Origin of the sequence: Vibrio sp. 10N.222.52.C12 (genome assembly GCF_041474215.1) — a bacterium.
GTDB classification, from domain to species: domain Bacteria; phylum Pseudomonadota; class Gammaproteobacteria; order Enterobacterales; family Vibrionaceae; genus Vibrio; species Vibrio crassostreae_C.
Window position 1 is genome coordinate 1 of sequence record NZ_JBFRTR010000143.1, and the last position, 25,648, is coordinate 25,648.

At 44.4% G+C, this 25,648-nt stretch carries 25 protein-coding genes, 3 pseudogenes and 1 riboswitch; of the genes and pseudogenes, 7 read left to right on the top strand and 21 right to left on the bottom strand.

Features of this window, described 5'->3' with window-relative positions; translation table 11 throughout:
• Window positions 1-28 precede the first annotated feature (28 nt).
• On the top strand, window positions 29-238 hold the full coding sequence (locus AB4623_RS21445) for a hypothetical protein (protein ID WP_004731601.1): 210 nt from the start codon (window positions 29-31) through the stop codon (window positions 236-238).
• Between the two features lie 230 nt (window positions 239-468).
• Here AB4623_RS21445 and AB4623_RS21450 read toward each other — a convergent pair whose 3' ends face one another.
• Window positions 469-1,062 (bottom strand): hypothetical protein, encoded by a 594-nt coding sequence (locus tag AB4623_RS21450; RefSeq protein ID WP_017061898.1) that lies wholly within the window; start codon window positions 1,060-1,062, stop codon window positions 469-471.
• A 265-nt stretch (window positions 1,063-1,327) separates the two neighbouring features.
• On the opposite strand from AB4623_RS21450, the gene AB4623_RS21455 reads away from it, so the two are divergent.
• The gene (locus AB4623_RS21455; RefSeq protein WP_170962358.1) at window positions 1,328-1,489 is read left to right on the top strand and encodes a hypothetical protein; all 162 of its coding nucleotides are present in this window, start codon (window positions 1,328-1,330) and stop codon (window positions 1,487-1,489) included.
• 225 nt (window positions 1,490-1,714) lie between these two features.
• Window positions 1,715-2,254: a DUF3332 domain-containing protein gene (locus AB4623_RS21460; RefSeq protein ID WP_017061899.1), complete on the top strand. Its 540-nt coding sequence runs from the start codon at window positions 1,715-1,717 to the stop codon at window positions 2,252-2,254.
• A gap of 112 nt (window positions 2,255-2,366) precedes the next feature.
• Here the strand turns inward: AB4623_RS21460 and AB4623_RS21465 are convergent, their stop codons facing one another.
• The 5 genes and pseudogenes from AB4623_RS21465 to AB4623_RS21485 all read right to left on the bottom strand — a co-directional run bounded on the left by AB4623_RS21465 (window position 2,367) and on the right by AB4623_RS21485 (window position 6,083).
• Window positions 2,367-3,026, bottom strand: coding sequence for a potassium channel family protein (locus tag AB4623_RS21465; RefSeq protein ID WP_017064414.1), 660 nt, complete (start codon window positions 3,024-3,026; stop codon window positions 2,367-2,369).
• Window positions 3,027-4,127, bottom strand: coding sequence for an AI-2E family transporter (locus AB4623_RS21470; RefSeq protein ID WP_017061901.1), 1,101 nt, complete (start codon window positions 4,125-4,127; stop codon window positions 3,027-3,029).
• Window positions 4,128-4,149: 22 nt separating this feature from the next.
• A pseudogene (locus tag AB4623_RS21475) lies at window positions 4,150-4,711 on the bottom strand (hypothetical protein); the annotation flags it as partial.
• Window positions 4,700-5,380: pseudogene (locus tag AB4623_RS21480) on the bottom strand (PAS domain S-box protein); the annotation flags it as partial. The pseudogenes AB4623_RS21475 and AB4623_RS21480, both read right to left, overlap by 12 nt.
• A 274-nt stretch (window positions 5,381-5,654) precedes the next feature.
• A complete protein-coding gene (locus AB4623_RS21485) occupies window positions 5,655-6,083 on the bottom strand; it encodes a PACE efflux transporter (protein WP_017066716.1) in 429 nt (142 codons plus the stop codon).
• A 137-nt stretch (window positions 6,084-6,220) separates the two neighbouring features.
• On the opposite strand from AB4623_RS21485, the gene AB4623_RS21490 reads away from it, so the two are divergent.
• Both AB4623_RS21490 and AB4623_RS21495 read left to right on the top strand, forming a co-directional pair.
• Window positions 6,221-7,123 carry a LysR family transcriptional regulator gene (locus tag AB4623_RS21490; protein WP_372147350.1) on the top strand — a complete coding sequence of 301 codons (903 nt, stop codon included), beginning with the start codon at window positions 6,221-6,223 and terminating at the stop codon, window positions 7,121-7,123.
• Between the two features lie 406 nt (window positions 7,124-7,529).
• Window positions 7,530-7,874 carry a hypothetical protein gene (locus AB4623_RS21495; RefSeq protein ID WP_017064409.1) on the top strand — a complete coding sequence of 115 codons (345 nt, stop codon included), beginning with the start codon at window positions 7,530-7,532 and terminating at the stop codon, window positions 7,872-7,874.
• A 100-nt stretch (window positions 7,875-7,974) separates the two neighbouring features.
• Here the strand turns inward: AB4623_RS21495 and thiE are convergent, their stop codons facing one another.
• Window positions 7,975-8,592, bottom strand: coding sequence for a thiamine phosphate synthase (thiE, locus tag AB4623_RS21500; RefSeq protein ID WP_017066714.1), 618 nt, complete (start codon window positions 8,590-8,592; stop codon window positions 7,975-7,977).
• Window positions 8,593-8,853: 261 nt separating this feature from the next.
• Here thiE and AB4623_RS21505 point away from each other — a divergent pair, with 261 nt between their 5' ends.
• Window positions 8,854-10,797 (top strand): methyl-accepting chemotaxis protein, encoded by a 1,944-nt coding sequence (locus AB4623_RS21505; protein WP_136978326.1) that lies wholly within the window; start codon window positions 8,854-8,856, stop codon window positions 10,795-10,797.
• Between the two features lie 135 nt (window positions 10,798-10,932).
• On the opposite strand, the gene thiM is transcribed toward AB4623_RS21505, so the two are convergent.
• From thiM to AB4623_RS21555, 10 genes and pseudogenes are all read right to left on the bottom strand, one after another.
• Window positions 10,933-11,718 carry a hydroxyethylthiazole kinase gene (gene thiM, locus AB4623_RS21510; RefSeq protein WP_017064406.1) on the bottom strand — a complete coding sequence of 262 codons (786 nt, stop codon included), beginning with the start codon at window positions 11,716-11,718 and terminating at the stop codon, window positions 10,933-10,935.
• A gap of 29 nt (window positions 11,719-11,747) precedes the next feature.
• Complete coding sequence (gene tenA / locus AB4623_RS21515) at window positions 11,748-12,428, bottom strand: thiaminase II (RefSeq protein WP_372147351.1); 681 nt, start codon at window positions 12,426-12,428, stop codon at window positions 11,748-11,750.
• Window positions 12,429-12,436: 8 nt separating this feature from the next.
• Window positions 12,437-13,393, bottom strand: coding sequence for an ABC transporter substrate-binding protein (locus AB4623_RS21520; protein ID WP_065104608.1), 957 nt, complete (start codon window positions 13,391-13,393; stop codon window positions 12,437-12,439).
• Between the two features lie 119 nt (window positions 13,394-13,512).
• Window positions 13,513-14,247, bottom strand: a pseudogene (locus AB4623_RS21525) (ABC transporter permease); the annotation flags it as partial.
• Between the two features lie 73 nt (window positions 14,248-14,320).
• Window positions 14,321-15,079, bottom strand: a complete 759-nt coding sequence (locus AB4623_RS21530; protein WP_229647335.1) for an ABC transporter ATP-binding protein — start codon at window positions 15,077-15,079, stop codon at window positions 14,321-14,323.
• A complete protein-coding gene (gene thiD, locus AB4623_RS21535; protein WP_017064402.1) occupies window positions 15,069-15,953 on the bottom strand; it encodes a bifunctional hydroxymethylpyrimidine kinase/phosphomethylpyrimidine kinase in 885 nt (294 codons plus the stop codon). The genes AB4623_RS21530 and thiD overlap by 11 nt, the downstream gene beginning before the upstream one ends.
• A gap of 98 nt (window positions 15,954-16,051) precedes the next feature.
• Window positions 16,052-16,163, bottom strand: a riboswitch (TPP riboswitch).
• Window positions 16,164-16,261: 98 nt separating this feature from the next.
• Entirely contained in the window at window positions 16,262-17,179 is a 918-nt protein-coding gene (locus tag AB4623_RS21540; RefSeq protein ID WP_017061917.1) for a DMT family transporter, read from the bottom strand.
• Between the two features lie 77 nt (window positions 17,180-17,256).
• On the bottom strand, window positions 17,257-17,997 hold the full coding sequence (locus AB4623_RS21545; RefSeq protein ID WP_017061918.1) for an AraC family transcriptional regulator: 741 nt from the start codon (window positions 17,995-17,997) through the stop codon (window positions 17,257-17,259).
• Window positions 17,998-18,242: 245 nt separating this feature from the next.
• Entirely contained in the window at window positions 18,243-18,494 is a 252-nt protein-coding gene (locus tag AB4623_RS21550; protein WP_004731647.1) for a DUF2999 family protein, read from the bottom strand.
• 107 nt (window positions 18,495-18,601) lie between these two features.
• Window positions 18,602-19,699: a YdcF family protein gene (locus AB4623_RS21555; protein ID WP_017061919.1), complete on the bottom strand. Its 1,098-nt coding sequence runs from the start codon at window positions 19,697-19,699 to the stop codon at window positions 18,602-18,604.
• 497 nt (window positions 19,700-20,196) lie between these two features.
• Between AB4623_RS21555 and AB4623_RS21560 the strand changes: the two genes are divergently transcribed.
• On the top strand, window positions 20,197-20,877 hold the full coding sequence (locus AB4623_RS21560; protein ID WP_017061920.1) for a glutathione S-transferase family protein: 681 nt from the start codon (window positions 20,197-20,199) through the stop codon (window positions 20,875-20,877).
• Window positions 20,878-21,727: 850 nt separating this feature from the next.
• Here AB4623_RS21560 and AB4623_RS21565 read toward each other — a convergent pair.
• The 4 genes from AB4623_RS21565 to AB4623_RS21580 all read right to left on the bottom strand — a co-directional run bounded on the left by AB4623_RS21565 (window position 21,728) and on the right by AB4623_RS21580 (window position 25,560).
• Entirely contained in the window at window positions 21,728-22,771 is a 1,044-nt protein-coding gene (locus AB4623_RS21565) for a GMP reductase (RefSeq protein ID WP_017062429.1), read from the bottom strand.
• Between the two features lie 777 nt (window positions 22,772-23,548).
• Window positions 23,549-23,989: a PAS domain-containing protein gene (locus AB4623_RS21570; protein ID WP_017062430.1), complete on the bottom strand. Its 441-nt coding sequence runs from the start codon at window positions 23,987-23,989 to the stop codon at window positions 23,549-23,551.
• A 1-nt stretch (window position 23,990) separates the two neighbouring features.
• Entirely contained in the window at window positions 23,991-24,995 is a 1,005-nt protein-coding gene (locus AB4623_RS21575; protein WP_372147352.1) for a response regulator, read from the bottom strand.
• Between the two features lie 319 nt (window positions 24,996-25,314).
• Window positions 25,315-25,560: a hypothetical protein gene (locus tag AB4623_RS21580; RefSeq protein ID WP_010430578.1), complete on the bottom strand. Its 246-nt coding sequence runs from the start codon at window positions 25,558-25,560 to the stop codon at window positions 25,315-25,317.
• Window positions 25,561-25,648: the final 88 nt, after the last annotated feature.

A 25,648-nucleotide genomic window follows, 5' to 3' on the forward strand; every position in this document is an offset into this window, starting at 1 on the left:
TAAGATCCTGTCTATGAAAAGGTAATAAATGCTCAAGATTAAAATAGATTTACACAAAGAAGAGATTTCATGGGTCACCGAGATTCGACAGCTCAATAGCGATATACTCCACCGCCACATATTGCCCAAGCTACAACATCACAGCTATCTCATTGACTTTGAATTTAATGAACGAGAAAGCATCGGAACTATCGTTTCAGGCAACGGAAACACCCTAGGACATTTCACACTCCTATAGCGTTTCCCAAAGGCTACAAAAGAAACACCATCTAGTCCCAAAGATGTAAAAGATGTCACCCTCAATTCGCTCTAGCAGAACAAAATAGAGTAGAAGTAAAACAGATCTGAAACCTAGCCCTTTTTGCATTTCACACGCGGCTAACGCTAGCTAGGTTATCGTACTTCTATTGAAACCAACTTATATCAAACTCTAAATCACCATTGAGTCATTATCAGTGCATTCATGGACTAATAAGTTAACGGCATCGACCTTAACTTCTGATCAAGAGTATATAAGTGTTCTGCAGCTTGCATGTGTTGAGGGTAATCACTGAACTTCTCACGATTCTCCTCATTCATCTTACATGTCTCATCCACCAGCATTAACTTCCAATACAGCTTCGTTGTATGCAACATCGCCAGTAACGGTTTGAACACCTCTTTCTCATAAGCTTGAATCAACTCTTCAATCAACTCGTCACGTTCGTCTTCGCTTGCGATTGAACCCTCGGTTGCCGACAACACTTTTTGATACTTCAGGTTTTGTTGCAGCTTATCCATGACCGTTTGGTTTTCTTCCGCTAAGTCAACAAGCTTCGACTTAATGATGTTTACCCAATTCGCTTGGCTCAGTACTGTGTCATCAACGCTGGTAAAATCTTCTCGTATTTGTCGTTCAACATCTTTTTGAGCTTTCTTTAAAACCGCACGCACCTTTTGGAAAGGCAGCTGATACTCCTTACTTAGCTCGATAATCAGTTTATGAAAACCACCATTTGGAAGGTGTAAGTTTTCTTTAAACGTCGCCATTGCAGCTTCTTGCTGTTCGGTAAGGTGAGTCATTCTGTTTCCTATTCTTTATCACTTATGGTGCTGAGCCCGCGATCATACCATTATTACCCTCGTTTTTTCGGTAACTTGATCAGTTACACCTCGCTATGCCGTTAAATTCTCTCAGCCCTTTCTCTTTTGGCTAGTTATTAACCCACTTGGCATAAAATGGTAAATCTCTATCGGCGAAAGTTCGTACATTACGCGCTCAGGGGATATCGCCAGACAGGAGTCGTTACTTACCTATGAAAGACAAGCGCGAGAAATGAGAAAACAGATGACCTATTCAGAATACAAAGAATCCGATTTGCATAAGTGCGTGAGCATTGGTTCAGAAGCAATGGTATCCATTGCCAAGTTTGCCTTTAAAGCCACTACCCTTTTATTTCGATTTTTCCGCTGGCTTGTCGTATCGGCTTATACCTACGTGATGAAGTAATTCTATATGGGAGTCGTTGTTTTCATTACGACTTATCTAAATACCCCAAAGCGCGCCCTATTAGGTCGCGCTTTTTTTGTGCCCAGTTTTATACCTAGCTTGATGCCAAAAGTCCGAGTGCATTTTATATCGTCAGTGGCGCTAAATGGTAAAACTGACCATCGAATAAAAACCATACTACACCTGTTCCAACGAAACAGACTTCTAACTTATACAGGTACTAAAATGAAAAAGATTGCACTTAAAATTGTAGGACTAACGGTTTTGGCTTCTGCGCTAACTGGTTGTATCGGCAGCAACGCCGTAACAGGGAAAGTGATGAAATTTAACGTTGAAGTTGTCGATAACCGCTATGCCCGTGCAGGTGTAAACTTCTTATTAGCGCCTGTATACGGTATTACTACCGCAGCAGACTATGTGGTATTCAACTCACTTGAATTCTGGACAGGTAAAAACCCTATCAGCGGTTCACCACACGTATTTGATACAAAAACAGACACGCACTTCAAAGTGAACGATGAGCTGGACCCAAGCCTGAAAGAAGCCCCTGTCGGCCCAATTTCTAACAATCGCACCATTGAAACGGGTGAGATGATTAAGATCGACGAAAACACGATTCAAATGGACATCGTCTATACATCTGGTGAAACAGCGACTCTAACGGGCATCAAAGACGGTCAAAACGTTACCTATTACATGGATGGTCAGCTTGTATCGCAAACAACTATCGCTGAATTAGAGAAGATTCAAGGCACTGAAGCTTAAGGTTCATCGCCCACACAGAGTTCAAACTTAAAGAGACTTTTGAGCTCATAAAATAGAACAAGCCCGGCGATTGCCGGGCTTGTTTGTATGTGCTCTATTATTTGTAAATGCTCTATTGGGACTGAGACTGTGCAAGTCGAATGCTCACCAAACTCGCCACCATGATAGCTAAGTAAAAGCTGCCGATAATGGATTCCATAAACACAAAGAATTGAGCAATAGGCAGAGCTGGTGATATGTCGCCGTAACCAACCGTAGTCAAGGTGATAAAGCTAAAGTACATCGCATTAAACAAGTTCGTCAGCCAGACTTGCTCTTCTAACCCGTTAAAGGCATTAGGAAAGATCTCTAAAATTAACAAGTAGATGGTCGACCAAGCAAACCCTAACAACAAGTAGATACAGATTGAGCCGATGATGTGATTGGGTGTCACCGTTTTGGCTTTCATCACCTGCTTCAACGCCGAGTAAATGTGTGAAAACAAGAACACAGCCAACGCCGATAGCGTCACTATCGACAGGTTATAGCCTTCCAAAAATGAAAACACGCCAGACACGAGCGCCGTAATCAATAACAGCCCGTACCAAGAGCGATACAAGGCTCGCTCTTTATGAATACCGGCAATTGAACTCGCCAACGTAATAATGATAAGAAATAGGATTGTTTTCTGGCCTTGCGGATAAAACTGCTGCATCACCGCGCAACCAAAAAACAACACCAACAGCGCATAGAATAAGAAGTAGAAGTTGTCGTCTTTAGAGACTGGCTTCATCTATTTTCCCTCGACCTCTGCAGGTTTTTTCTCAGTTTCTTGTTGATTTTTCTCTTCAAGTCCAAGCCACGCCATCATCAGCTCATAACTTAAACTCAGTATCACAGCACCGACAAACAGACCGACGATGCCTGACATCGCCATTCCGCCCAGCGCACCCAATAGAATTACCAACATTGGAATGTGAGAGCCACGGCTCAGCAGTACTGGCTTCAAGATAGCGTCACTGCCGCTCACTAAAATACACCACACTAAGAACAAGCTCGCCGCCAGTGTCGATTCAACGCTGAACATGTAGATGATCGCAGGTAATAGAGCAAGAATCGGTGGCAGTTGGATTATCGCAATGAGCAGCACAGCTAGCGCCCAAAACGCAGCCGCAGGAACGCCTGCAATCACCAAACCGATTGCCGACATCATGGATTGAATCACAGCCACACCAATCACACCTTGCACAACGCTTCGCACGGTCGATTTAGAAAGCTCTACCAATTCTTCACCTTTACCGCCCGTTAAACGCGCCACTAAGTGAGTCACACCAGTTTTGCATTTATCCGCATTGCTCATGAATGCACCAGCAATGATGGTAGAGATAATGAACTGAATGAAGCCACCACCTAACGAGCCAAGAACAGAAGCGGCTTTCGTCGCGAACTGTTTAACTTCGTCTGCATACTTTATGAAAGTGCCTTCAATATTGTTCGAGGCGGCAACCAAGGTTGAATAAACCTTTTCCCCTATTAATGGAATATCTTGTAAGGACTCTTTCGGTTTAGGCAATGACAATGTGCCATCTTGAAGGCCTGTCATCAGGTCAGTCGCGCTGGTGTAGATACCAGAAGAAAGCGCCGCCAAAGGAATAAATAGAAGAATCACACCAATAAAGCTCAGCAATGCACTGGCTTTACCTTTCGACATCCCGGTTTTATTTGAAATGGCGACCGCCACTGGATACAACGCAGTCGCAATGATCGCACCCCATATCACCAAAAGAATGAATGGGCGCAAAATCGAAAAACACCAATACACGAGCATGGCAATCGCTGCGATCTTGATGGCAGCGTCTATAGCCTGTTTTGAAAAATCATCGGTTAACTTCATGAGACGTCCTTGTTAGACAAAATTAAGGCTGATTTTGTAGGAACTTCCAATTCCGTGTTTCTAGGAATAGAGAAGCCAAAATCATATATATGCCAATTAACACTAATTGGAATATGCGTATAAGGGTGTTGCTATCGATATCACCGGAGCTCATCAATGTGCTACCAACAAGTACGAGCAACGTACTAAATGCAGTGGCGAAAATAGGTGCTTTTTCGGGAACCGTGTAGATCTTGGTAGCCATAAGAATGGCAATAAGTCCTATAAACAAAGAATAGAAGACAATGTTGGGTACTATAGAAAGAATTGAAAAAGCAGCAATCGCCAGCAATCCCCCGATACCGTTACTTATCACCAGAAAAGCGCTCAACTTTATCGACTTCTCTGACGTAATCATCAACGATAACAACGCAATGAACATCATTGTCAGCAAAGCTTCAGATATTTGAAAAATAAAGAAAAAACACACCACTGGATAGGAGATAATCATCGCTCTAAAGGCCGCATACCAACGCTGTTTCTTTTCGAGTGGTGCAAGAGAACGCCGATTTAGGCTCAGGGAAAAACACATGCACTAACGCAAAACAGGAATGTGTGTAACCATAACGCTCTGCCAGGTTAGAATAATGTTTTAAGTCGTTATCAAAGCGGCGTCGATTCCAGCACCCTGTCAGTGAATCCGTTTCCACCAGCATTCTTAATCGACGCTCCAATATCTTGCGTCGGCTAATATCCGTAAAGGTCACCACGTACTTGTTATTGTGCGGCAGAATTTCAGTTAGCTTTTCCACCACAACGTTTACGGTAAACTGCTCACCAAGTCGACTGACGCCACTCAACTCACCTTTCCATCTCTGGTTTTCCTTCAGTGAGCGAGTAATGGTCGTGATTAGGCTGCTGTTATTCATAAAACAGAGATCAGAAATCGGACGAGATTCGACTTGGTCAAAGGCATAACCTGAAACCCGAGAGAATTGTTGATTCACTTGTATGACCCTCAATTGACTATCGAGGACAATAAAACCTGCGACACCATCAATGATCGCTTCCGACAAGTTATTCTTGCTTTGAGCCATTTCATGTCGATAAAGGCGTGCGGTAATAAGAGTGCTAAGTAAAAACAACGCACACACCGAAAAAACCATGGCTGACGTAGAAGCAATACTCAGCAACCACAAGCTAAATGCCATATTGAGGACAAGTGCAGACACCACGTATAGCGGCATTTTTCGGTCATAACTTAACTTGTTCATAGTTTGCTCTGGTGATGGGCGAATGACTATGATGGCTAAGTTTTGATTAAGATATTTACCATTTTACGACACATACAAATTCAAATTACATATCGAACAATAAGTGCATAGGGTTACACTAACTATTAAGCGGAAGAGATTGAAAAGATTCGAGACCGCCACTTTGAATGCCAACCAGTGCCGGGTTACCTAGGCCTACTAACCGAATATCTCCGTCAAAATAACGAATAAACAAACGGTTAGTGGCCAAGCTCGTGTTTACTGACTTGGTAGATTACTGAACGGCTAGCTCCCCTCTGCGTACCCAGAATGCTCGAACATGGTCATAAATCAGATTAAACACAAACGCGTAAATGGTAATAAAAATGGTCACGCCGATGTCCATCAAAAATGCTTGCCATAACCCCACGTTAAGTAAGTATGCCATCACAGGGATTGTCGCGATCAACAAGCCAGCCTCAAATAGCACGACATGAAAAACACGTAATTTGAGCGAACGCTTTGATTTTTCACCCGTGAAATAACGATCAAAAATACGGTTAAAACAGTAGTTCCAAATCATCGCGATAGTCGCAACAACTATCATGGTTCCTGATAAGGCATTCACATCGTGATCAGTAAATATCGCTAAACCTATAATTGACAGTGTGACGGCCAATACTTCAAACAACACCGAGTGGAAAACTCTCTCTAACGTACTCATACATTCCTATAGCAATTTATAACATGGTGGACTTACCGAAATTATGTCACCGAAAACAATAAGAGAAAGTTAACAGCCATCACGTTTAGTGATAGCTTAAGTATAAGTACCCCATTTTGTATTGAGCGAGAGATAACATGTACAGTTTTGAGCAACTAAAAGTCTTCGTCACGGTGTGTGAAAGTGGCTCTTTCTCTGCCGCCGCTCGCAAACTGAAACGAGCTCAGTCTGGGGTAAGCCAATCGATAGCCAACCTCGAAATTGCCATTGACCAAGAGCTGTTTAACCGAGAGAAAAACATCCCCGTTTTGACCAATACAGGTAAAGCGCTATTGCCTGTGGCTAAGTCGATTCTTGACCAGAAAAAGTACTTCGATCAAAAAGTAGAATCCCTGACACAGGAAGATGAGCACGAACTGATCATTGCCATTGACGAAAGCATCATAGATACAAATTTCATCAAGATAATCAGCTCACTAGCCGATCAGTTTCCAATCACACACTTCGATATCATTACCACCTCAACCTTTGATGTTGAAGACCTAGTAAGACGAGGAAATGCACAGATTGGCATCATCTACGCGGATGGCGAACTGAAGGTCGATATGGATTTCTTTTTGCTAGGCCAAGCGCGTTTCCTAACTGTTAGCTCTGCCACTCACGAACTGAGTCGCATGTCCGTAGTACAAGACTCGGACCTCAAACGTTATCGCCAATGTGTACATCGCAGTTCAAAGCAGCGCGAATTGTGGTTCACCTACGGTATTAGCTCGATGCTTTGGTATGCGAACAACCACAAGACCATTGTTGATCTCGTTGAACAGAACGTGGGTTGGGCAAATGTGCCCGAGATGATGGTGATGGAAGGCATTCAAAAAGGCGATCTTGTGGCGTTGCCTGTCTCGCACGAGCATGGTGGTTGGATTACTCCAGTGGGATGTTTGGTGTCTCGCAGCCACATCAACGGCCCAGTTCTCACCAGCCTTATTGAGCAGCTTAAGAGGCACTCACTGCAATACAATCAATGGCAGGCTAACTAACCTCCCCTGTTCTTCACTCATCGTCAATTCATAGATTCAATATCGACGTGGGACTCACCACCGCTACCTCATTTCTGCTTATCTTGCCGATAAATATCTTTGTCGTGTGGATAAAACACCCTAGTTGATGTCCCAAAGTGACATAACTACTATGCGATCCCAACGGGTTTGTCTTTTCAAACGAATATAGACAGACCCAAATCGTTCTTTAACACCACTGACCCAACTTCAAATCTCCCAGATAAGCGCTCAGCCTTGCCGTTGCTTATATCGGTTTCAAATAGATCACTTTTTGAATATTAATTCGCACCCAGTTTATGAGCGCTCTTTGAGTGCTTTTTTATATCTAAATGAACCTTTTGGAAAATTTGTCGTGAACGTTTTAAGAAATATTTGCCCTGAGAAAATGGGTAAAGAGCGTAACAAACGAGAGTATGATTTACGCGTACTTAATTGTGTCAGTGAAAGCGAATATGAATCGCGTATGGCGGTTTGGAATAGCCTTGCGTTAACTGCTACTCCGTCTGCTTCGGAAACAAAGGGCTTCATCGATGAGTCTTTCAACAAGCTTCAACAAGACCTGAAAGAAGCTAGCCGTGAGTTATCGATTAACTACACGGACTTCATCGCAATGGCGCATGAAGAGATCAACTACATTAAGGTGTTTGTTGCTGATAAAACAGCACAATACGGTTGGTACGCTGCGATCGTTCTTATGGTCATCGGCACGGTTGCTCTGTGTATTCAGTAAGTTAGACCACAAATTTTACTGGCTACTGCATCGAGCGCTTTAATGCGCTCTAACTAGAAAACAAATGACGAGTCTCATTTGTTTTCTAGCCACCACAAACTCACTCTCCCATCAAAAACAACAAATCTTGGGTCGCTTGTTTTGGGCTTTCAGCGTGACATATCGCTGATACCAAGGCTAATCCATGAATACCTGTGTTAACCAACTGCGGAATGTTCGATTCGTTGATTCCACCGATACCAACAATCGGCAATTTCGTTGTTTTCAAAGCCATTTGAATGCCTTCATAACCCCAATGTTTCTTTAGATTCGTCTTAGTCGGTGTGGCAAAAATCGCACTGAGACCAATGTAATCGATCGGCAAACTATCTGCTTGTTGTAGCTGCTGTTCAGTTTCAATTGATAACCCAAGAATCTTGTCTGAACCAATCAGCTTACGTGCTAACTCTGCAGGCATATCCGATTGACCCAGATGCAAACCATCGGCGTCGACAGCCAATGCTACGTCCACTCGGTCATTGATGATCAGCGGAACACCTGAGCCAGCCAGAATCGACTTAACCGCTTGTGCTCGTTCAATGAAGGCTCTTACGTCCCCATGTTTTTCTCTTACTTGAACCATAGTGACGCCACCAGCAACCGCTTGTTCAACCACGAATTTAAGCGTTTCTAGATCTTGTTGGTCGTCAGTCACCAGATAAAGTTTATAAGGGTTCATCGCGTACCTTTGAAGTCGATTTCTAAAATTGGTTTTCTGCCATTTTACCGACAAATCACATCCTATGCATGGAAGTTAGCACTTAATTCCTTAAGTTAGGCGGTTGAACTCAAATACGCAACTCGTTGAAAGCATGTCGAAAAACCCGATTTTTCTAACAAAAGCGTTACTTATTACACAAACTATTCGCTTTAGCATGCCCAGAATGCTGTTTTATGAAATACTCCCCTATGAAGGAATCAGGTAAATATAGGGATAGTTATGCGCCACCTTTCTATAGCGCTCAAGATCAAGCTGGGTTATGCCATCTGCTTGCTCTTTTTCGTCATTTCAGGCCTTGTGAGTTACAAAGGTATTCAAACCTTGTCGAACGGCTTTAGCCAGTACAGTGACCTCAGCCACAAGGCGACATTGTCAGGCAACATTCAAGTGCACTTTCTTCAGATGCGTTTAGCTTCTGAACGTTACTTAGAGTCATTGGATGATCAATACGAAGCGAATTATCAATCGAGCAAACTTGCGATTGATGAACTGCTGAACAACTTAATCCAAACCACCACCAATACTGATAGCTTGTCGAGCCTGCAATTAGTGCAAGACAGCGTTGCAGCTTTTGATGCGGCTTATGGATCAATGAAACAGAGCCAACTGCTCATTGACCAGTTAGTGAACGTGGAGATGGTCACACGAGAAACCAACGCACTGAAAGCGGCTCAGAGCTTATTGTATGAGTCTTACAATAACAATGATCCAAACGCGAGCTTATACGCAGGCATGTTGATGGAGAACTTCCTCGCAGCCAAGATCACAGTGCTGAGTTACTCAAACAACAACGACCTCAAAACCTATGAAGCCGGTAAAGACATCTTTGAATATGCTCTGCCAGGTATCGAGGGCGATATTGAGTCTCTTAAATCATCTCCTTATCAAAGTGAACTGATTGAAGATTTCTCTAACCAACGTGAAGCGTACGCGAAAGGCTTTGAACAAGTTCACCAACAGATGCTGGAGAACACTCAAAGAACCGCTACCCTCGCCTCTATTGGTGACAGCTTAGCGATTTCGGTAGCTGATGCTCAGAGCATTCTAGAACAACAGAAACAAGCATTAACACCAGAACTGCAAGCCAGCGAAAAGCGCTCGATTCAAATCATCATATTGCTGACGGGTGTGGCTTTAGTTATTGGCATGACGAGCGCCGTGTTGGTGACTCGCTCTATTACTAAAGGCATCGCACAAGTTAAACAGATCACCAACGAGCTTTCTCAGGGCAACCTGAATGTGGAAGTGAACATTGAGAGCAAAAATGAGATTGGCGAACTGCTGACTAATATGGAGATCACCATTGAATCTCTGCGCGATATTGTTGGCCAAGTGAACCGTTCTAGCGTGCGTATTGGTGAGATGTCGGAGTCACTCAATCAAGTGACAAATAACAGCTCGACCAACGCAACACAATTGAACAGTGAAATGATCAATATCTCTTCTGCCGTTGATCAATTAGCTTCCAGCACATCAGAAATTGCGGCAAGTGCTAACCACGCGTCTCAAGTTGCCAACCAAGCCACCGAGAATGTGGCGATGGGACTGAAAGAAGTAGATAAGACACTGCATGAAATTGGTAGCGCCGATGAAAGCATGCAGGTAAGCAGCCAAAAAGTGACCGACCTACATAAAGAGTCGATGAACATTGGTGCCATTCTTGAAGTAATCAAAGGCGTTTCTGAGCAGACCAACCTGTTGGCATTGAATGCGGCTATTGAAGCTGCGCGCGCAGGTGAACAAGGTCGCGGATTTGCAGTAGTAGCCGATGAAGTAAGAACGCTCGCTAAACGTACCCAAGACTCTGCTAGCCAGATTGATGAGCTCATCACCTCACTACAACGTGGCGCTAAAGATGCGTTAGAGTCTATCAAAGAGAGCCACAGCACGGTTTCAGACGCTTCAACGCAGGCGCAGCAAGCTTCTCAGAACTTACATGTGATTAATCAACACATCCAAGATCTGAACCAAGCCAACAGCCAAATCGCGGTGTCGGTTGATGAGCAGGATCGTCTTACCAAATCACTGGGTGAAAACGCGCAAGGTGCAAACACTATTGCTCAAAGCAACCAAGAGTCGGTAAGCAGCATTTCAGGTGCAGCGAGCGACTTAACCGAGGTTGCTCATCACCTAGAGAGCCAAGTTAACCGATTTAGAACCTAGCCAGCCAGTCTATACACAGCTGACACAGTTCCAAACCAGCAATAAAAAGCCCCCTACACATAAGTGTCGGGGGCTTTTTTAAGTTAATCTAACTCTAACTCTAACTCTAACTTGTGGCTTAGAGTTAGATTAGCCCTACTGAATCTTCAAGCGTTGAATCAGAGTCTCTTCGTCTAACTGATACAACTCATCAAGCAAGTTAATTTGCAAGCTACCTGGGCCGCGAGAGTTTTCAGCCGCGATTTCACCAACCACGCCTAATACCGCTGCTGCAGCTAAACCACTATCATCACCAACAGCCGCGAAAGCACCCGTCAATGCAGTTAAAGTACACCCCATACCCGTCACATACGGCATCATTTGGTGTCCATTGTTTAACGTCACCACGCTGTCTTTGGTGACAACGTAATCTGTCTCACCAGATATCACCACATTTGCACCGTATTCAGCCACTAAGCACTGTGCAGCACCTAACGCAGCATCACTGCTATCAAGCGCATCAACGCCTTTGCTCTGCGCTTGTTCGCCCGCTAACGCGATAATCTCAGACGCGTTACCACGAATGATCAACTTATCGGCTAAGCGTGCAATTTCACGAGAAGTCTCGGTACGCAACGTACTTGCCCCACAACCCACAGGGTCAAGAACCACAACCTTGTTGTTCGCGTTCGCTTGCTCAACAGCAAAACACATTCTTGGCGTCCAAACACTGTCGAGCGTGCCGATGTTAATCACCAAAGCACCAGAGAAAGACATCATCTCTGCCAGTTCTTGCTGCGAGTGCGCCATGATAGGCGAAGCGCCAATCGCTAATAACGCATTGGCCGTATTGTTCATCACGACGTAGTTGGTGATGTTCACCACCAGTGGCTTTTGCTCTCGTACTGCGCGCAACGATTGGATGATTTGTTCAGTTAGCATGGATAAATCCTTATTCGTAAAAGTCGCTTTTAAGCCGAGGTTGAGTCATTAAGTGCATTCAAACCTTGCTGCCAAAAAGCTACTTCCATACGTGTTGCCGTTTTGAAAATATGAACGATGTTCTGACCGCGCTCGCTGTTGATATCAATTTCAGCAAGCAGTTGATTGAAGTATTCTGCGCCCGTTGCAACGCCAGACTGGAACTCTTCTCCGCCGTAAAGCTGAAGCCAGCTCGCGTATGGGTTGTCTTCTAAAACAGTATCGCTGCTTTCTAACAACGCTTTACCGATCACAGCGTAACCAATGGAACACGGAGCCAGTGCCGCATAAAGATCGACAAGATCACCCATCATGCCGGCATCCAGAACATAACGTGTGTAAGCAACTGTACCAAAATCTTCCGGTTCATTTTCCAAGTCAGATTCGGTTAAACCCCACTGACCACAGTAAGTCACGTGGTGAGAAATTTCAGAATCTAGCAACGCATGAACACTTGGCAGTGCACGACGCATATCAGCCAAGGTTTTAGCCTTGTAAATTGCCAATGCATAAGCGCGGGCATACTGCTTTAAAAACAAAAAATCTTGCTTCAAATAATGCAGAAAACACGGCTGAGCGAGGGTGCCGTTTGCTAGCGTTTTAACAAAATCATGCTCGGTGTAGTCTTGCCAATCTTGCTGACAGGCTTGGATTAAGTCTTGGTATTTCATGAGATTCCTTAGTCAAAAGTCGGTACGTAATCAGCGGCTTTTGGTAGTGATTTGATGATGCCTTTGTCAAACATGAACTGTGCGTAATCGTCGTAACGCTTCATATCTACAGCAGAAGGACGAAGTGCAAAACGAGTCAGCGTGTCGTTCCATGCGCGTTGGTTAAGCTCGTTATTCAACGTATCTGGTGAATACGCCACAAACTCACTCCATGACTCTTGTGGGTGGTTCACAATGTAAGTCGTTGCTTGTTCCAATGCTTTGTTGAAGGCTTTGATTGCTTCGTCGTCGTGTTTCTTTGCGTTCGCAACAAAGATAAGCTCGTCGTAAGCGGGCACACCGTGCTCTTCAGGGAAGAATGCCTTAGCTTTAAAACCTTCAAGTGCTAACTGGTTGGTTTCGAAGTTCCGTAAGCCACCCCAGATTGCGTCTACCTTGCCCGATGCCAATGAAGATGAAAGTGCCCAACCGACATTGATGGTTTGCACATCTGTAAATGCAACATTTTCTTGCGCTAACATAGTGCCGATAGTCGCTTCTTCGTTACCCGCAATCGCAATACCGATCTTCTTGCCTTTCAGATCCGCTAGCGAATCGTTCTTGCCGTTATCCAGTACCATTAGTGTGTTCAGTGGCGTCGCGATAAGGGTTGATGCACGAACTAAAGGAAGACCCGCTGCCACATCCATGGTTAAACTTGGTTGGTAAGTTACCGCTAAATCGACCTTACCTGCCGCGACCAATTTTGCTGGCGTGCTTGGGTCTGCTGGTTCTTGGATTTCAACCTCTAAGCCTTGGTCAGCAAAATAACCACGCTCTTGAGCAATCACAATCGGGCCGTGGTTCGGGTTTACAAACCAATCCAACATCAATGTCAGTTTCTTTTGTTCAGAGTCCGCTAGAGCATGACCTGAAACCAATGAAGCAAGCAGTGCCACTGCACCTACCAATTTGGTATTTTTCATAGTTAACCTTCCCTTTTGAATATTATTATTGTGTTTATAGAGCTAATTTTTAACGAGTTATTGTTGAGATAAATAGCGTGAGCGAAGCTTTGTTAAACAAAGTGTTATTGAGTGAACCATCATTGGTTTTCCCAAGGGATAGCTTTTTTAAGTAATTTGTCTGTGATGAAGTAGAGCGAGATAGACAGCACCGCCAAGATGAACAAGGCAGCAAACATCTCATCGATGATCATGCGCGCGTTGGCCTGCAGCATTAAGTAACCCAGCCCCTCACTCGAACCAACCCACTCGCCGACAACCGCTCCAATTGGCGCAATCACCACAGCCACACGAATGCCAGACGCTAAGGTTGGCAGTGCGGCAGGAAGTTGGATATGACGTAGCAATTGCCACTTCGATGCACCCATCGTCTTGGCAAGATCGAGATAACCTGTCGGTGTATTGCGTAGACCGTCGTAACAACAAGTGGTTACTGGGAAGAAGATAATGATCGCCGCCATCACCACTTTTGATGCGATGCCATAACCTAGCCACAGCATCAGTACTGGCGCGATAGCAAACACAGGGATAGCTTGGCTGGCAATTAAGATAGGCAATAGCCAACGCTTTAGCGGATCAAACATCAGCATCTGCAGGGCGAAAAACAGCCCCATCGACAAACCGAGTAACAAGCCAAGTAGGATCTCTTGCGCAGTCACCCATGTGTGTTTGAGTAACACATCGTAACGTTCAATCAGCTTTAAAAAGACTTCTGCTGGCGTGGGCAGAATGAAGCTCGGCATCTCGAAGACAACCACAACTAACTGCCATAAACCGAGAATCACAGCACTGCTGATAAGCAAACGAACAACAGGATTCATCTGACGAGGGCGTGCAGTGGTAGTCTGTGCGTTAGTTGAATGAGCCACAGTTTCGCTTCGCGTTAGATCATTCATAATCACGCTCCAACTGATCTAAGATCGCTTGTTGTAACTCAGCACATTCACCATCTAACACTCTTGGTGTGGCAGTGAGAGGCACAGATAAAGACTGAGCGTTCGCCGGTGTGCCTTGCAACACATACAAATTGTCCGCCAAACGCACCGCTTCTTGTGGGTCATGGGTGATCAACACAACGGTTTTATCTCTCAACAGCTCACACGCTAAGCTCTGTAGTTTGTGTCTCGTTACCGCATCCAGCGCAGAGAACGGCTCATCCATCAGCACCACTGGCTTGTCTTGCATTAAAGTTCGAGCCAAAGCGACACGTTGACGCATACCACCAGACAACTGATCCGGCATCGCATTCGCATAATCAGCCAAACCAACCGCAGCGAGCAACTCGAGTGCTTGATTGGTTTGCACTGCTTTGTCAGAAGCTGAATTTTGAAAACAATGACTCAGACATACATTGTCGATAACCGACAGCCACGGCAGTAACAAATCCTGCTGCGCCATGTAAGCGATGCGATCCGTTAAAGGCAATTCATCAGAGGTTGTCAATGTTCCCTGCCACTCCACCTTGTCGTCCAACAAGCCTGCCAGATAACGCAATACCGTGGTTTTCCCGCAGCCACTTCGACCTAGCAATACCGTCCACTTACCTGCGTTTAAGCTAAGCGACAATCCCGATAAGGTTGCGTGCTCACTGTCGTTATAACGTAAAGAGGCATTGCTGAGCTGAACACCCACCGTATTAACGGACATTCCCGTGCCCAGCGAAGAAGTGATTTACGGGCCCATGACCTTGGCCGACTTGCAACTCATCAGCATGAGCAATCGCGCGCGAAATGTATTGTTTGCCTAGCTCAACAGCCTCTGACAGCGTGTTGCCCTGCGCTAAGAAAGAAGCAATAGCAGATGAAAGCGTACAACCCGTACCGTGGGTGTTTTTGGTAGGAAAACGCTTCGCACTAATCAAAGCAGACGTGGTTGGCAGAATCAGTAAGTCGTTACTGTTCTCATCCTTCTCTAAATGACCGCCTTTGAGAAGAACGGCTTTAGCACCTAGTGCACGCAGGTCTTCAATCATATCCTGCATTTCGGCTTCGCTTTCAGGCACAGCTTTGCCCGTTAGTGCTGCGCCTTCCGGCAAGTTAGGCGTAATGATGTCTGCGAGCGGAATCAGTTCTTGTTTTAGCGTGGTGATCGCCGAGTTTTCTAAAAGAAGGTCGCCACTTGTCGCCACCATGACAGGGTCAATCACTAGGTGTTTAGGTTGGTATTGTTTGATTTTGTCCGCGACGACTTTGATGATTTGCGAATCCGCCAACATGCCGACTTTTACCGCCACGATATTCAAATCGGTAAACACTGCATCTAACTGACTAGCGACATGCTCTAGTGGGATTGGAAATATAGCGGACACGCCTTGGGTGTTCTGAGATGTAATCGCGGTAATTACCGAACAAGCGAAGCTACCCGTTGCAGACATGGCTTTAATATCAGCTTGAATGCCCGCGCCACCACCACTGTCAGAACCCGCAATGGTCAAAACAATCGGAGTATTGATCGAAGAAGATTGGTTTTCTGGTGTTTGAGTGCTGTTAGGTGATACTTGAGAATTGGAATGCTGTGTCATGGTCGCTCCTACTGTCTAAAAGACGTAAGAGAACCGAACTTTGGCCGCAAAGAGAGTGTGGAGGTGAAAGCAATGAGAGATCATTGTTGAACCACGTAGGCAAAGTAATCATAGTTCCCTACGCCAGTGTTAACTGAATCAGGTTCAACGGGTCTCGAATAACGATCTCAGCAAACACCAACTAAGGTATATGCCCCCCGACTATTGATAACGATAGTAACAGCACTCTCGCAACTGAGATACTCATTTTATTCAATTATAAGAATCACGCATGAATTTAATTCAATTAATCCCGTTTTAACAAATACTTATAATGGCTTTTTAGTTGGCTGAGATTGGATGAATAAACACATCACTATCAAGAACATACCTAGCCATCCAACCAATGGAATAAGCTCACCCACAATACACACGGCCAACACGGCGGCAACGACTGGCTCAAGTAAGGTAATCAAGTTGGCGCTACTCGCTGTGACATGGCGTAGCCCAAAACTGAAAGCGATATAGCCTAAACATTGAGGAAGTAACACCAAGTAACTCACCACCAATATATTGGTATTCGATGCGAACAAGTTATCCCCCGTAAACCAAAGCGTTGGCAGTAGCAACATCGCTCCTAGCCCAAATATGCTGCCCATCGCTGCTTGCGACTTAATGCCTTCGTCTATCAGAGCTTTTGTCGCCCATGAATAAATGGCGTAACACAACCCAGCAATCAACCCTAATCCAATGCCCAAAAGCTTCAGATCGTCACCAGAATCATTCGCTGATGATGATTCTGAAAATACCAGTAGCCCAATACCAACCACGCCAATGGCAAAGCTCGTTAACCAACGTTTGTTGATATTATTCTTTTTGCTAATAAGACACTCTAAAAGTGCAGAAAAGAAAGGAGCAGTAGCTATCGACACCACTGTGCCCATTGCGACACCCGATAACTTCATCGAAGAGTAAAAAGCCAGAGGATAGATCGCCAAAGCCAGCGCACTCGCCGCTAACAACTTTTTGTTGAGCAAAAGCTTATCAAGTGAAGATAAGATCTTTCGATACGCCAAGACTGCTTGCATTAAGCCGCCGACGCCCATTGAAAAAGCACCAATCGCTAATGGGCTGAGATCAGGCGCAAAGCTTGCGGCGGTTCCTGTCGTGCCCCATAAAACAGAAGCAAACACGATGGCTAAAGTGCCCGTTTGGAATTCGTTAACGCGATTGATGGCAAGATTCATTTCTATTACCTAGTCTATTTTCATTTCTGAAATAGATAATAGTGAACATATACTAAGTTGAGTTTGCCAAAAGGACGCTATTCTTGTTTTGGAAGACTCTCTTTCATCGAGCCCAAAAACGCCCTTGGAGACATGCCAAAGTGCTGAGAGAAGCGTCGACTGAATGCAGACAAGTCACTATAACCCACATTTTCTGCGACCAATTGAACGGGTAAATCGGTATGGCTAAGCAAGGCTTGAGCTTTCTCCATACGATAGCGAGTGATGTACTTAAGCGCACTGATTCCAATGCACTCTTTAAAGCGCTTCTTAAATTGAGTGGGGCTCAAGCAAGCCGTTTCTGCAAGCTGAGAAATAGAGAGAGGCTGGGCGTAATTATCCGCAATGAGCCTTTGGACCGCTCGAATACGAGGGTCGATGCTCTTGCTGACTTTTTGTTGCTCTAATAACAGTGAAAACACATCCAAGATGGATGATTCAATGCCACTGTCCACTTGGTATTCCAACTGCTTTTCAACAAACAGCAAGAAGCTCATTAAGGGTGGCGTGATAGTAAACACCGAGAGCTCATGCTCTAACAAGTGCTGCGGTAACTCTGCCATATCTGCGACAATAAACCGCGCTGCTTCATCCGCCTTAAACGCATGCGCTGTGGTTACCGGAATCACCACGCATTCGCCCACGGCCACCTTGCCGACATATCCCACCATTTCAATACTAATACTCCCTTGAATAGGCAGCACGAGTTGATGGTAGCCATCATGGGCATGAGTATTAAATTGCTTGGTGTAAGATCGAATGCTTAGGCTAGATTTCATGAGCAACGCCGGAATTCAGTTTATTGAAACATGAGTGTTAAAAAGAAATTACATGATTTAAGCGAGGGAGTCACATCGGACTAGTATTTTTGTCGTATCTCTTTCTAGCCTTTCTAAGTCGGATCAAAAAAGCCGTTTAAGTATTGATACTCAAACGGCTTTTTACTCAAGTCTAATTCGCAATCTCAAGAACAGTTAACCGAATCGGCTATCACTTCCTAACAAAATCGCTCATTCAGACTCTATTATTTTTGAAGTTGCTCTTTAGCGGCTTCAACCTTAGAAAAATCTAGGCCAAGCTCTTCAACTGCTTCTTTGATTAGCGCAGGGTTTTGCATTACCTGGCCCATCAGCATTTGAAGTTTATCTTGTGGTAAGCCAAGTTGGCTGATCGTCGCCATTGCTGCAAGAGGGTTCTCGGTCAACGTCTTGAATAGCTCGCTGATCTGCTCGTCGCTAATATTGTTCTCTTTCAACATTGCTAAAATCGGGTTCATTTTTTTGCCTTTGAAACACTAAATTAAGTAGGAGCACAGCATACCATCTAGCTGTGCTCGATTGTACTAGCAACTTATACTTTGCCTACTGTGAAGTAACCCTAAGCCTAGCGAGACTCTAATGGGTAAGAGCGGTAGCTCCACATACCATAGGTTCTAAGCGCATCTCGGTAGATACCTAGTAGCTCACCATCACTCGCCTTCTTAAGATCTGCGAGTGGCTTGTCTGGGTAAGAAACCGTATCAAAAGTAATGCCCTGAGGGCCGGTTTGCCAGCTAGCGATTTCAAACAGAGTTTGACCACGACGAACATGGCTTGCCGAGCTAATAATGGTCGCGTGCTTAATATCATGGCGAGCAAGTGCGTAGCTACTGAATAAGGCATTGCCTACCGTGCTGGTCGCGTAATTCTCTTCGATGATGCGATCTTTGCTTACCCCTTTCTCGATAAGCCAATCCGCCATTAACTTACCTTCAGTCTTGTGGTTCTTGGGCACGCCACCCGTTAACACGATCATCGCATCTGAGTTCGCCTTAGCCATCGCCAATGTTGTCTCAAGACGCTCAATCAAAATTTGATGCATAGAGCCGTCTGGATTAAGCGCATAGCCCAAAGTGACAATCGCGCCATGATGATCAAGCAAGCCTTTATCCGCAGACTCTTTCAACGGTGTTTCTAACACGCGGTCGACCGTAGCAAAAATGCGTTTGATGTCTTCTGCTTTACCTTTGTTCAGGCTTTCCAGTTTCTCCATGTGCTTATTGGATTCACTTTCATTGCCTTCAAATCGCTGCCAAACCGCAAGGTAAGCATGAAGATCAACATCGTCTGGTGCAACCGTCAGCGCTTGCTCAAACAGCTCAATAGCGCGCTCTGCATTCTTGTTGTAGATCTGAGCGTTCGCTGCCGAGATAAGCAAATCAGTACGGTAAGGTTCTAGTTGGTAAGCTTCTAACAATCGGTTAGTCACAATTTCCATGTTGCTTGGCATTTTAGCCGTAAAGCCCGCGTGAGAAATTCTTGCCGGAGACTTAAACGCCTGCAACGCATCAAGAAGTAATTGGTCGACAACTTGTCGCTTAGTCACCAACTGCGCGTAATCCGCAGAAGCCTGTACTGCGCCGTCGTTAGCAGCAAAAGAATAAGGTGTTGCGCCAAAAGCCAGCATGCCACCAAGAGCGAGGGCGATAATGTTCTTTTTCATGAAAAAATCCTGTGTCGTTAAGTGTTCACATCAGATTTGCTCACCAATGTAAGTCCCTAAGATTAAAAAACCGTGAAGCACACCTTAATCTCTAACGTTTATATTCATTTGTTGCATAAGGTGTGGCAGCAGATCACGATTTTGAACTTACCAATAAGCCTGTGCATCCAGATAATTCTGGTTTGAACCAATGCTCAACGTTTTTGTTGGAATATCTGACTGCGGATTTCATACGCCCTATCCCGCCAAAAACCACCCATCACAAATCCGAACTCCGCATAAAGCAACGAATCAAAAAAACCACTTTAAGCTCATTTTTTCAACAACTTAAAATCCAACACACTGAATCTCGCGATTTTACCCCTCGCTCAAATAACGAGGTCTTCAACACATAGAGTTGGAATGCGAGTCAGAAGATCTTCAAATAATTCAAAATCAACCATTGAACGATCGTTCAAGTGGTGCTTTAATAAATGACCAATACAAGGAGTTACCCCATGCTTAAGTTCTATTTTCACCAAACACCAAACCCAATGAAGATCGCTCTGTTTTTGGAAGAGACAGGCCTAGATTTTGAACTTGTTCCTGTCGATACCTTAAAGGGTGAGCAGCATTCACCGGAATATCGTTTAATCAATCCAAATGGCAAAACGCCTGCGATTGAAGATGAAGGACAACGTGTATTCGACTCTAACGCTATCCTTCTGTATCTCTCAGAGAAAACAGGCAAGCTTGGCGGTCAGCCAGAAGACAGAGCTGAACTACTCTCTTGGATGATGTTTATCGCGAGTGGCCTTGGTCCATATTCAGGCCAATCGGTACACTTCCGCCATGCTGCACCAGCAGGCTTAGACTACGCTGTGAACCGATACCTACGTGAAGCACAACGTCACTACGAAGTGTTAGAGAAGCATATGGAAGGTCGTGAGTTTATCGTCGGAAATGAGTACACGATTGTCGATGTCGCTGCATGGGGCTGGATTGATAAAGCACCTGTCGTGCTTGGTGAAGAAGGCTTAGAACCTTACCCGAACTTGAAGCGCTGGTTTAACGCAATCAACACTCGCCCTGCTGCACTGCGTGCTCGCGAAATCGGCAAAGGCATTGAGTTTAAAACCGAACGTGATGAAGAAGCGAAACGAGCACTGTTTCCTTCGAATTTCCCAATCAACGAATAATTCAGCATGAAGTAAACGATGTGGAGCGAAAGCTCATTACTGGGCGAGCTATCTAAAAATCAATAGTATTGTTTCTATTAACTGATACCACACTAGTTAAAATATCAATACTATTGATATAGCTATTGTAAGAACCCTTACCGACATCCGATGGTGTCTCTGTCGGTCGTGCCGGGGAAAAGTCCTGAATCAATTACTCTGGATCGCAGCGAATTTGTAAAGCATATGTTAGGCATGAATTAAACTTCGACTACAAAGCATAAACTTATTTTCAAGATACCAAATGAAAAAACAATCATGTGACAATCAACTAAAGAGACGATAAATGAGTTTTACAAAGACTAATAGCATTTGAAAGTAATATTAATTTTTGAATGCTAATTCAAATAATTAGGCGTTCTGATAGTTTTGCTTTTTTCGTTAATATTCTAGGCAACAAAATGAGATCAGGCTGCCTTAGTGCTTTACTTGTTACAATATCTGGTACGTGCTATCTGTCTATAGGTTTTTCAGGACTTGAGAATCAGTTTGGTATGGTATGGGCAGGAGCTGCGTTAATCGTCTTAATCGTGTTTAATTTGACGCTGCCACTCTCTTTAGGCGCTTACTTTTATACTACAAGTATATTAGGTTGGCACTGGTTTGAGTCATCATTATTCACGTTAGTACTAATAACCATCATAGTTCCTGCGATCATTAAATCTGTTAGTCACATTCTAAATCCAGCGTCTTCTGAAAATTAGACAGATTATTAGCGCGCAGGTTTAATGACATTGATTTTATCAATTTCACGTAAAAAAAGAGCCGCTTTAGCGGCTCTTGATTTTCAAACTATTCGAATCAGTTCAGATTACTCTTTACCGAATACGTTGTTCTCTTGCTCTTGTACACGGATGAAAGTCGTACGCTTAGTTAGCTCTTTAAGCTTTGCTGCACCTACGTATGTACAAGTTGAACGTACACCACCAAGGATGTCAGAAATTGTGTTGTGAACAGAGCCACGGAACGGAAGTAAAACAGTTTTACCTTCAGCAGCACGGTACTTAGCAACACCACCTGAGTGCTTGTCCATAGCCGACTGTGACGACATTCCATAGAACTTCATGAATTGCTTACCGTCTTGCTCTACAACTTCGCCGCCTGACTCAGAGTGACCTGCTAGCATGCCGCCTAGCATTACGAAGTCAGCACCGCCGCCGAACGCTTTAGATACGTCACCCGCACATGAACAGCCACCGTCACCGATGATCATGCCGCCAAGGCCGTGTGCTGCGTCGCCACACTCGATGATTGCAGAAAGTTGAGGGTAACCTACGCCTGTTTTAACACGTGTAGTACAAACAGAACCAGGGCCGATACCAACCTTAACGATGTCTGCGCCAGCTAGGATTAGCTCTTCAACCATGTCACCCGTTACAACGTTACCAGCAGAGATAACTTTAGTCGGGAATTCAGCACGTACTTTTTGTACATACTCAACTAGGTGCTCTGAGTAGCCGTTAGCGATATCAATACAGATAAATACGAATTCGTCGCTAAGCGCCATGATTTGCTTAGTTTTCTCAAACTCAGCTTCAGAAGTACCTGTTGAAACAAATACGTTGTTCAGCGTTTTCTTGTCTGCTGTTTTTGCGAACTCAGCCCACTGCTCTACTGTGTAGTGCTTGTGTACTGCAGTCATAACACCGTGCTCTGCTAGAGCAGCTGCCATTTCAAAGCTTGCTACCGAATCCATGTTCGCTGCAATTACTGGAGTACCAGACCATTGACGACCGCTATGCTTGAATGTAAAATCGCGGGTTAATTCAACTTGAGAACGGCTTTTAAGGGTAGAACGCTTCGGACGGAAGAGTACATCTTTGAAACCTAACTTAAGTTCTTGTTCGATACGCATGATAATTTGTCCTGTAATCATATTACGTGTCGTGCGTTTTCGGTAAGCGTTGGCAGACGCTTTACTGAGTTTCGGACACAAAAAAACCGGAGCGTTGGCAGACGCTCCGGTTTTCAGCATTATAGGCTGTGATTTACTAACAGCAAGTCTGATATTTCATTTTTTTTTGTGCTATCCTCTCAAAGATTCCATATCTGGTAAAAGCTTCCCGCCCGTCATTTCCTACTAAATTCATAGTAATTAATAACTTAACAACATATTCACGCAAACGCTGTCGGTTTATTGCGCAAACGTTTCCCTTGCAAATTCGGCGAAAAAATCTTCGATAAGGCAAATTTGTGAAAAAAGTGCCCTTTAATCACATAAAAATCACACTTTTCTTGAATCAAAAAATGCGTTATTTCTTAAATAATTTCATTTTTTTCTGACTTTTTCGCTTGGAGTGCCGATCTCAGCCCTCTTTCATTAGCCCTGAAATTTATAAAGTACAAAGGCAAGATCGATTAGCACGTTCGAAACTTGGATGAGCGGGGTAAAGTCCACAAAATATGGCAGGTTAGATGCGCTTATTTATGAGAACCCAGCGGATACAAGCCGCTGTTGATAGAGCCTAACAACAACTCGACTAAAGTTAACGAACACGGAACGCCTTTCTTTAGTTCGAACTCATTACTACAGGATCAGATACAAAAATGGCCAAGGGGATTAACCTTGGCCATTTTTATTTGGTTTTCAGAGTGCTCTTATAAGGCGATTCAATTTTCACCTTAAGGTACGTCAAGCCTTTTTCTGAGACATCAGAGCTTCAGCAGTCGCATCTTGAATCGACAAGAACAAGGATGTCACTTGCCCAGTTGGAGAACGCATCGGGTTAAGCGTGACGTTCTGATACATAAAGTCGGCTTGCTGAGTTACTGGCCTCACGTTGCGGCACTTAAACAGATAAGGCCTTTGTTGCCACGTTATGAAGCTACGGCAGCCTAGGTCATAAACCGGTTTTGTTTTAAGCCTAAACCACTCTTCAGGAATTTCAGGGAATAACTCAAAGATCGACTTACCGATCGCATCATGCGATTGCTTACCGCTATGGTGCGTCATGAAGCCATTCCAAACTTGTACCTGAAAGTCACGGTTAATGACCACCAGCCCCATATCGACGTTTTGAACCATGTCTACCATCCAGTGGAACTGTTCAAATTCAGCAGGAAGATTCAGCATATTAAAACTCCTCCATTAGGTAGGCCAATTTGTTGTCTAGAAGAGGAAGAGACTCATCAACGAACATAAATAGAAGATCACAACGGATGGACGTGCCGTCTATGTTGTAGCTGACTTCGAACGTCATGGTCTTTTTAAATGAGCCGCTGGTATTTTCAATCACCGAATCAATCGAGATGTGTTGACCTAGCAGCACAGGAGAGCTCTGGAAGAAACGAACTTCTGATTGCTCCCCTAACCCATTCAAGAAAGAGCCGACTAAGATGTTCGATACATCCATCAACAACTCTAATTCTTCTAGCTGCTCGCTTTCTGTTGGCACCTTCATGAGCTTCTTAAGATCGCTCACACTGGAATCACTCAACAAAACTAGCGCTTCACCTGCAATGCCTTCTCCACTAAAGCCTTGGCAAACACCCGACACTTGGTCGTTATCCGCTAGGTCACGAAGTGCCATGTGCAATTCACTCACTTCGAAGATGTTAACGTTCGGCAGCGGTAGGTGAACAAACACATTAAAGTGACGAGCCAGTGCATCAGCGGCACGGCCTATCGCTACGTTCGCGACTTCCATATAGATGTCACGTCGGCGCAGTATTGGTAATTCTAAAGGTGAAGGCGTAATGAGCTGAGGCTGCTTTGGCGGCTCGACATGCTCACGTAAAATGGCTTTTAGCGCTTCTTTATCGATCGGCTTTTGCAAAAATGCTTTGGCGCCAAGATCCAGCACCTTCTTTTGTGCTTTTGGTTGTATGTCACCAGAAACAACGACAACAGGCGTGGTATCACCTAAACGTTGCATCTCTTCCAATGTGCCATAGCCGTCTAATTCCGGCATGGTTAGGTCGAGGAACATCAGTTTGAATTGGTTTTTAGCGAGCTCTTCAAGTGCATTAAGCCCATGAACAGCAAAAGTTATATCTGCATTTAGAGAACTAGGCAGTGACCGAGCCATCTGCTTCCTTGCTAACGCAGAATCATCACATATAAGAACTGGGAACGACATAAATGCACCACTGACAAATTAAAGCTAATTCGAACGAGTGTAACAGAACATTATGGTATCAGGTACGGGGTGAATGGATTTATGTGCAGATTATTAGTAAGAATGATGAAACAGGTGGGTAAGCTATTATTTCGCATTATTCTTCATGAAAAACAATATGCTACAAAGGTAATAGCCAATCCTTGCTGTTGAGTAATAGCACTATTATATTTAACAGCAGCCTTAACAAGCGGGTTTATTAAGGCTCGACTGACTCATTCATTGAACGGCTTTATGTAGCCATGATAGAGAGCTATCCAACAAAGCTAATGCAAGAGAACTAGAACTGATATGAAGGCCATAAAATCAGTAATGCGAAACGTATGATCACAGCAAATACCAACAACGCGATCCCCAGGCGATACCATTTGTATTCGGCGATGTTCATTGGGATACGCTTGTAGAACATCGTAATCACGCCTTTCCAATCGCTACTGCGTCTTCCGTACTGCATCATGCTCGTCAAAACAAACAGTGCGCCAAGCACTAACATTCCTTTTTCAGCCCAGAACAATCCAACTTCCATTTGTGTATTCCTTGATAAAACGGTGAGCAACTCAAATCATTCTAGTCACCTTTTAGCTCGGTTTCTGTAAGACCAAGGTCTAAATTAC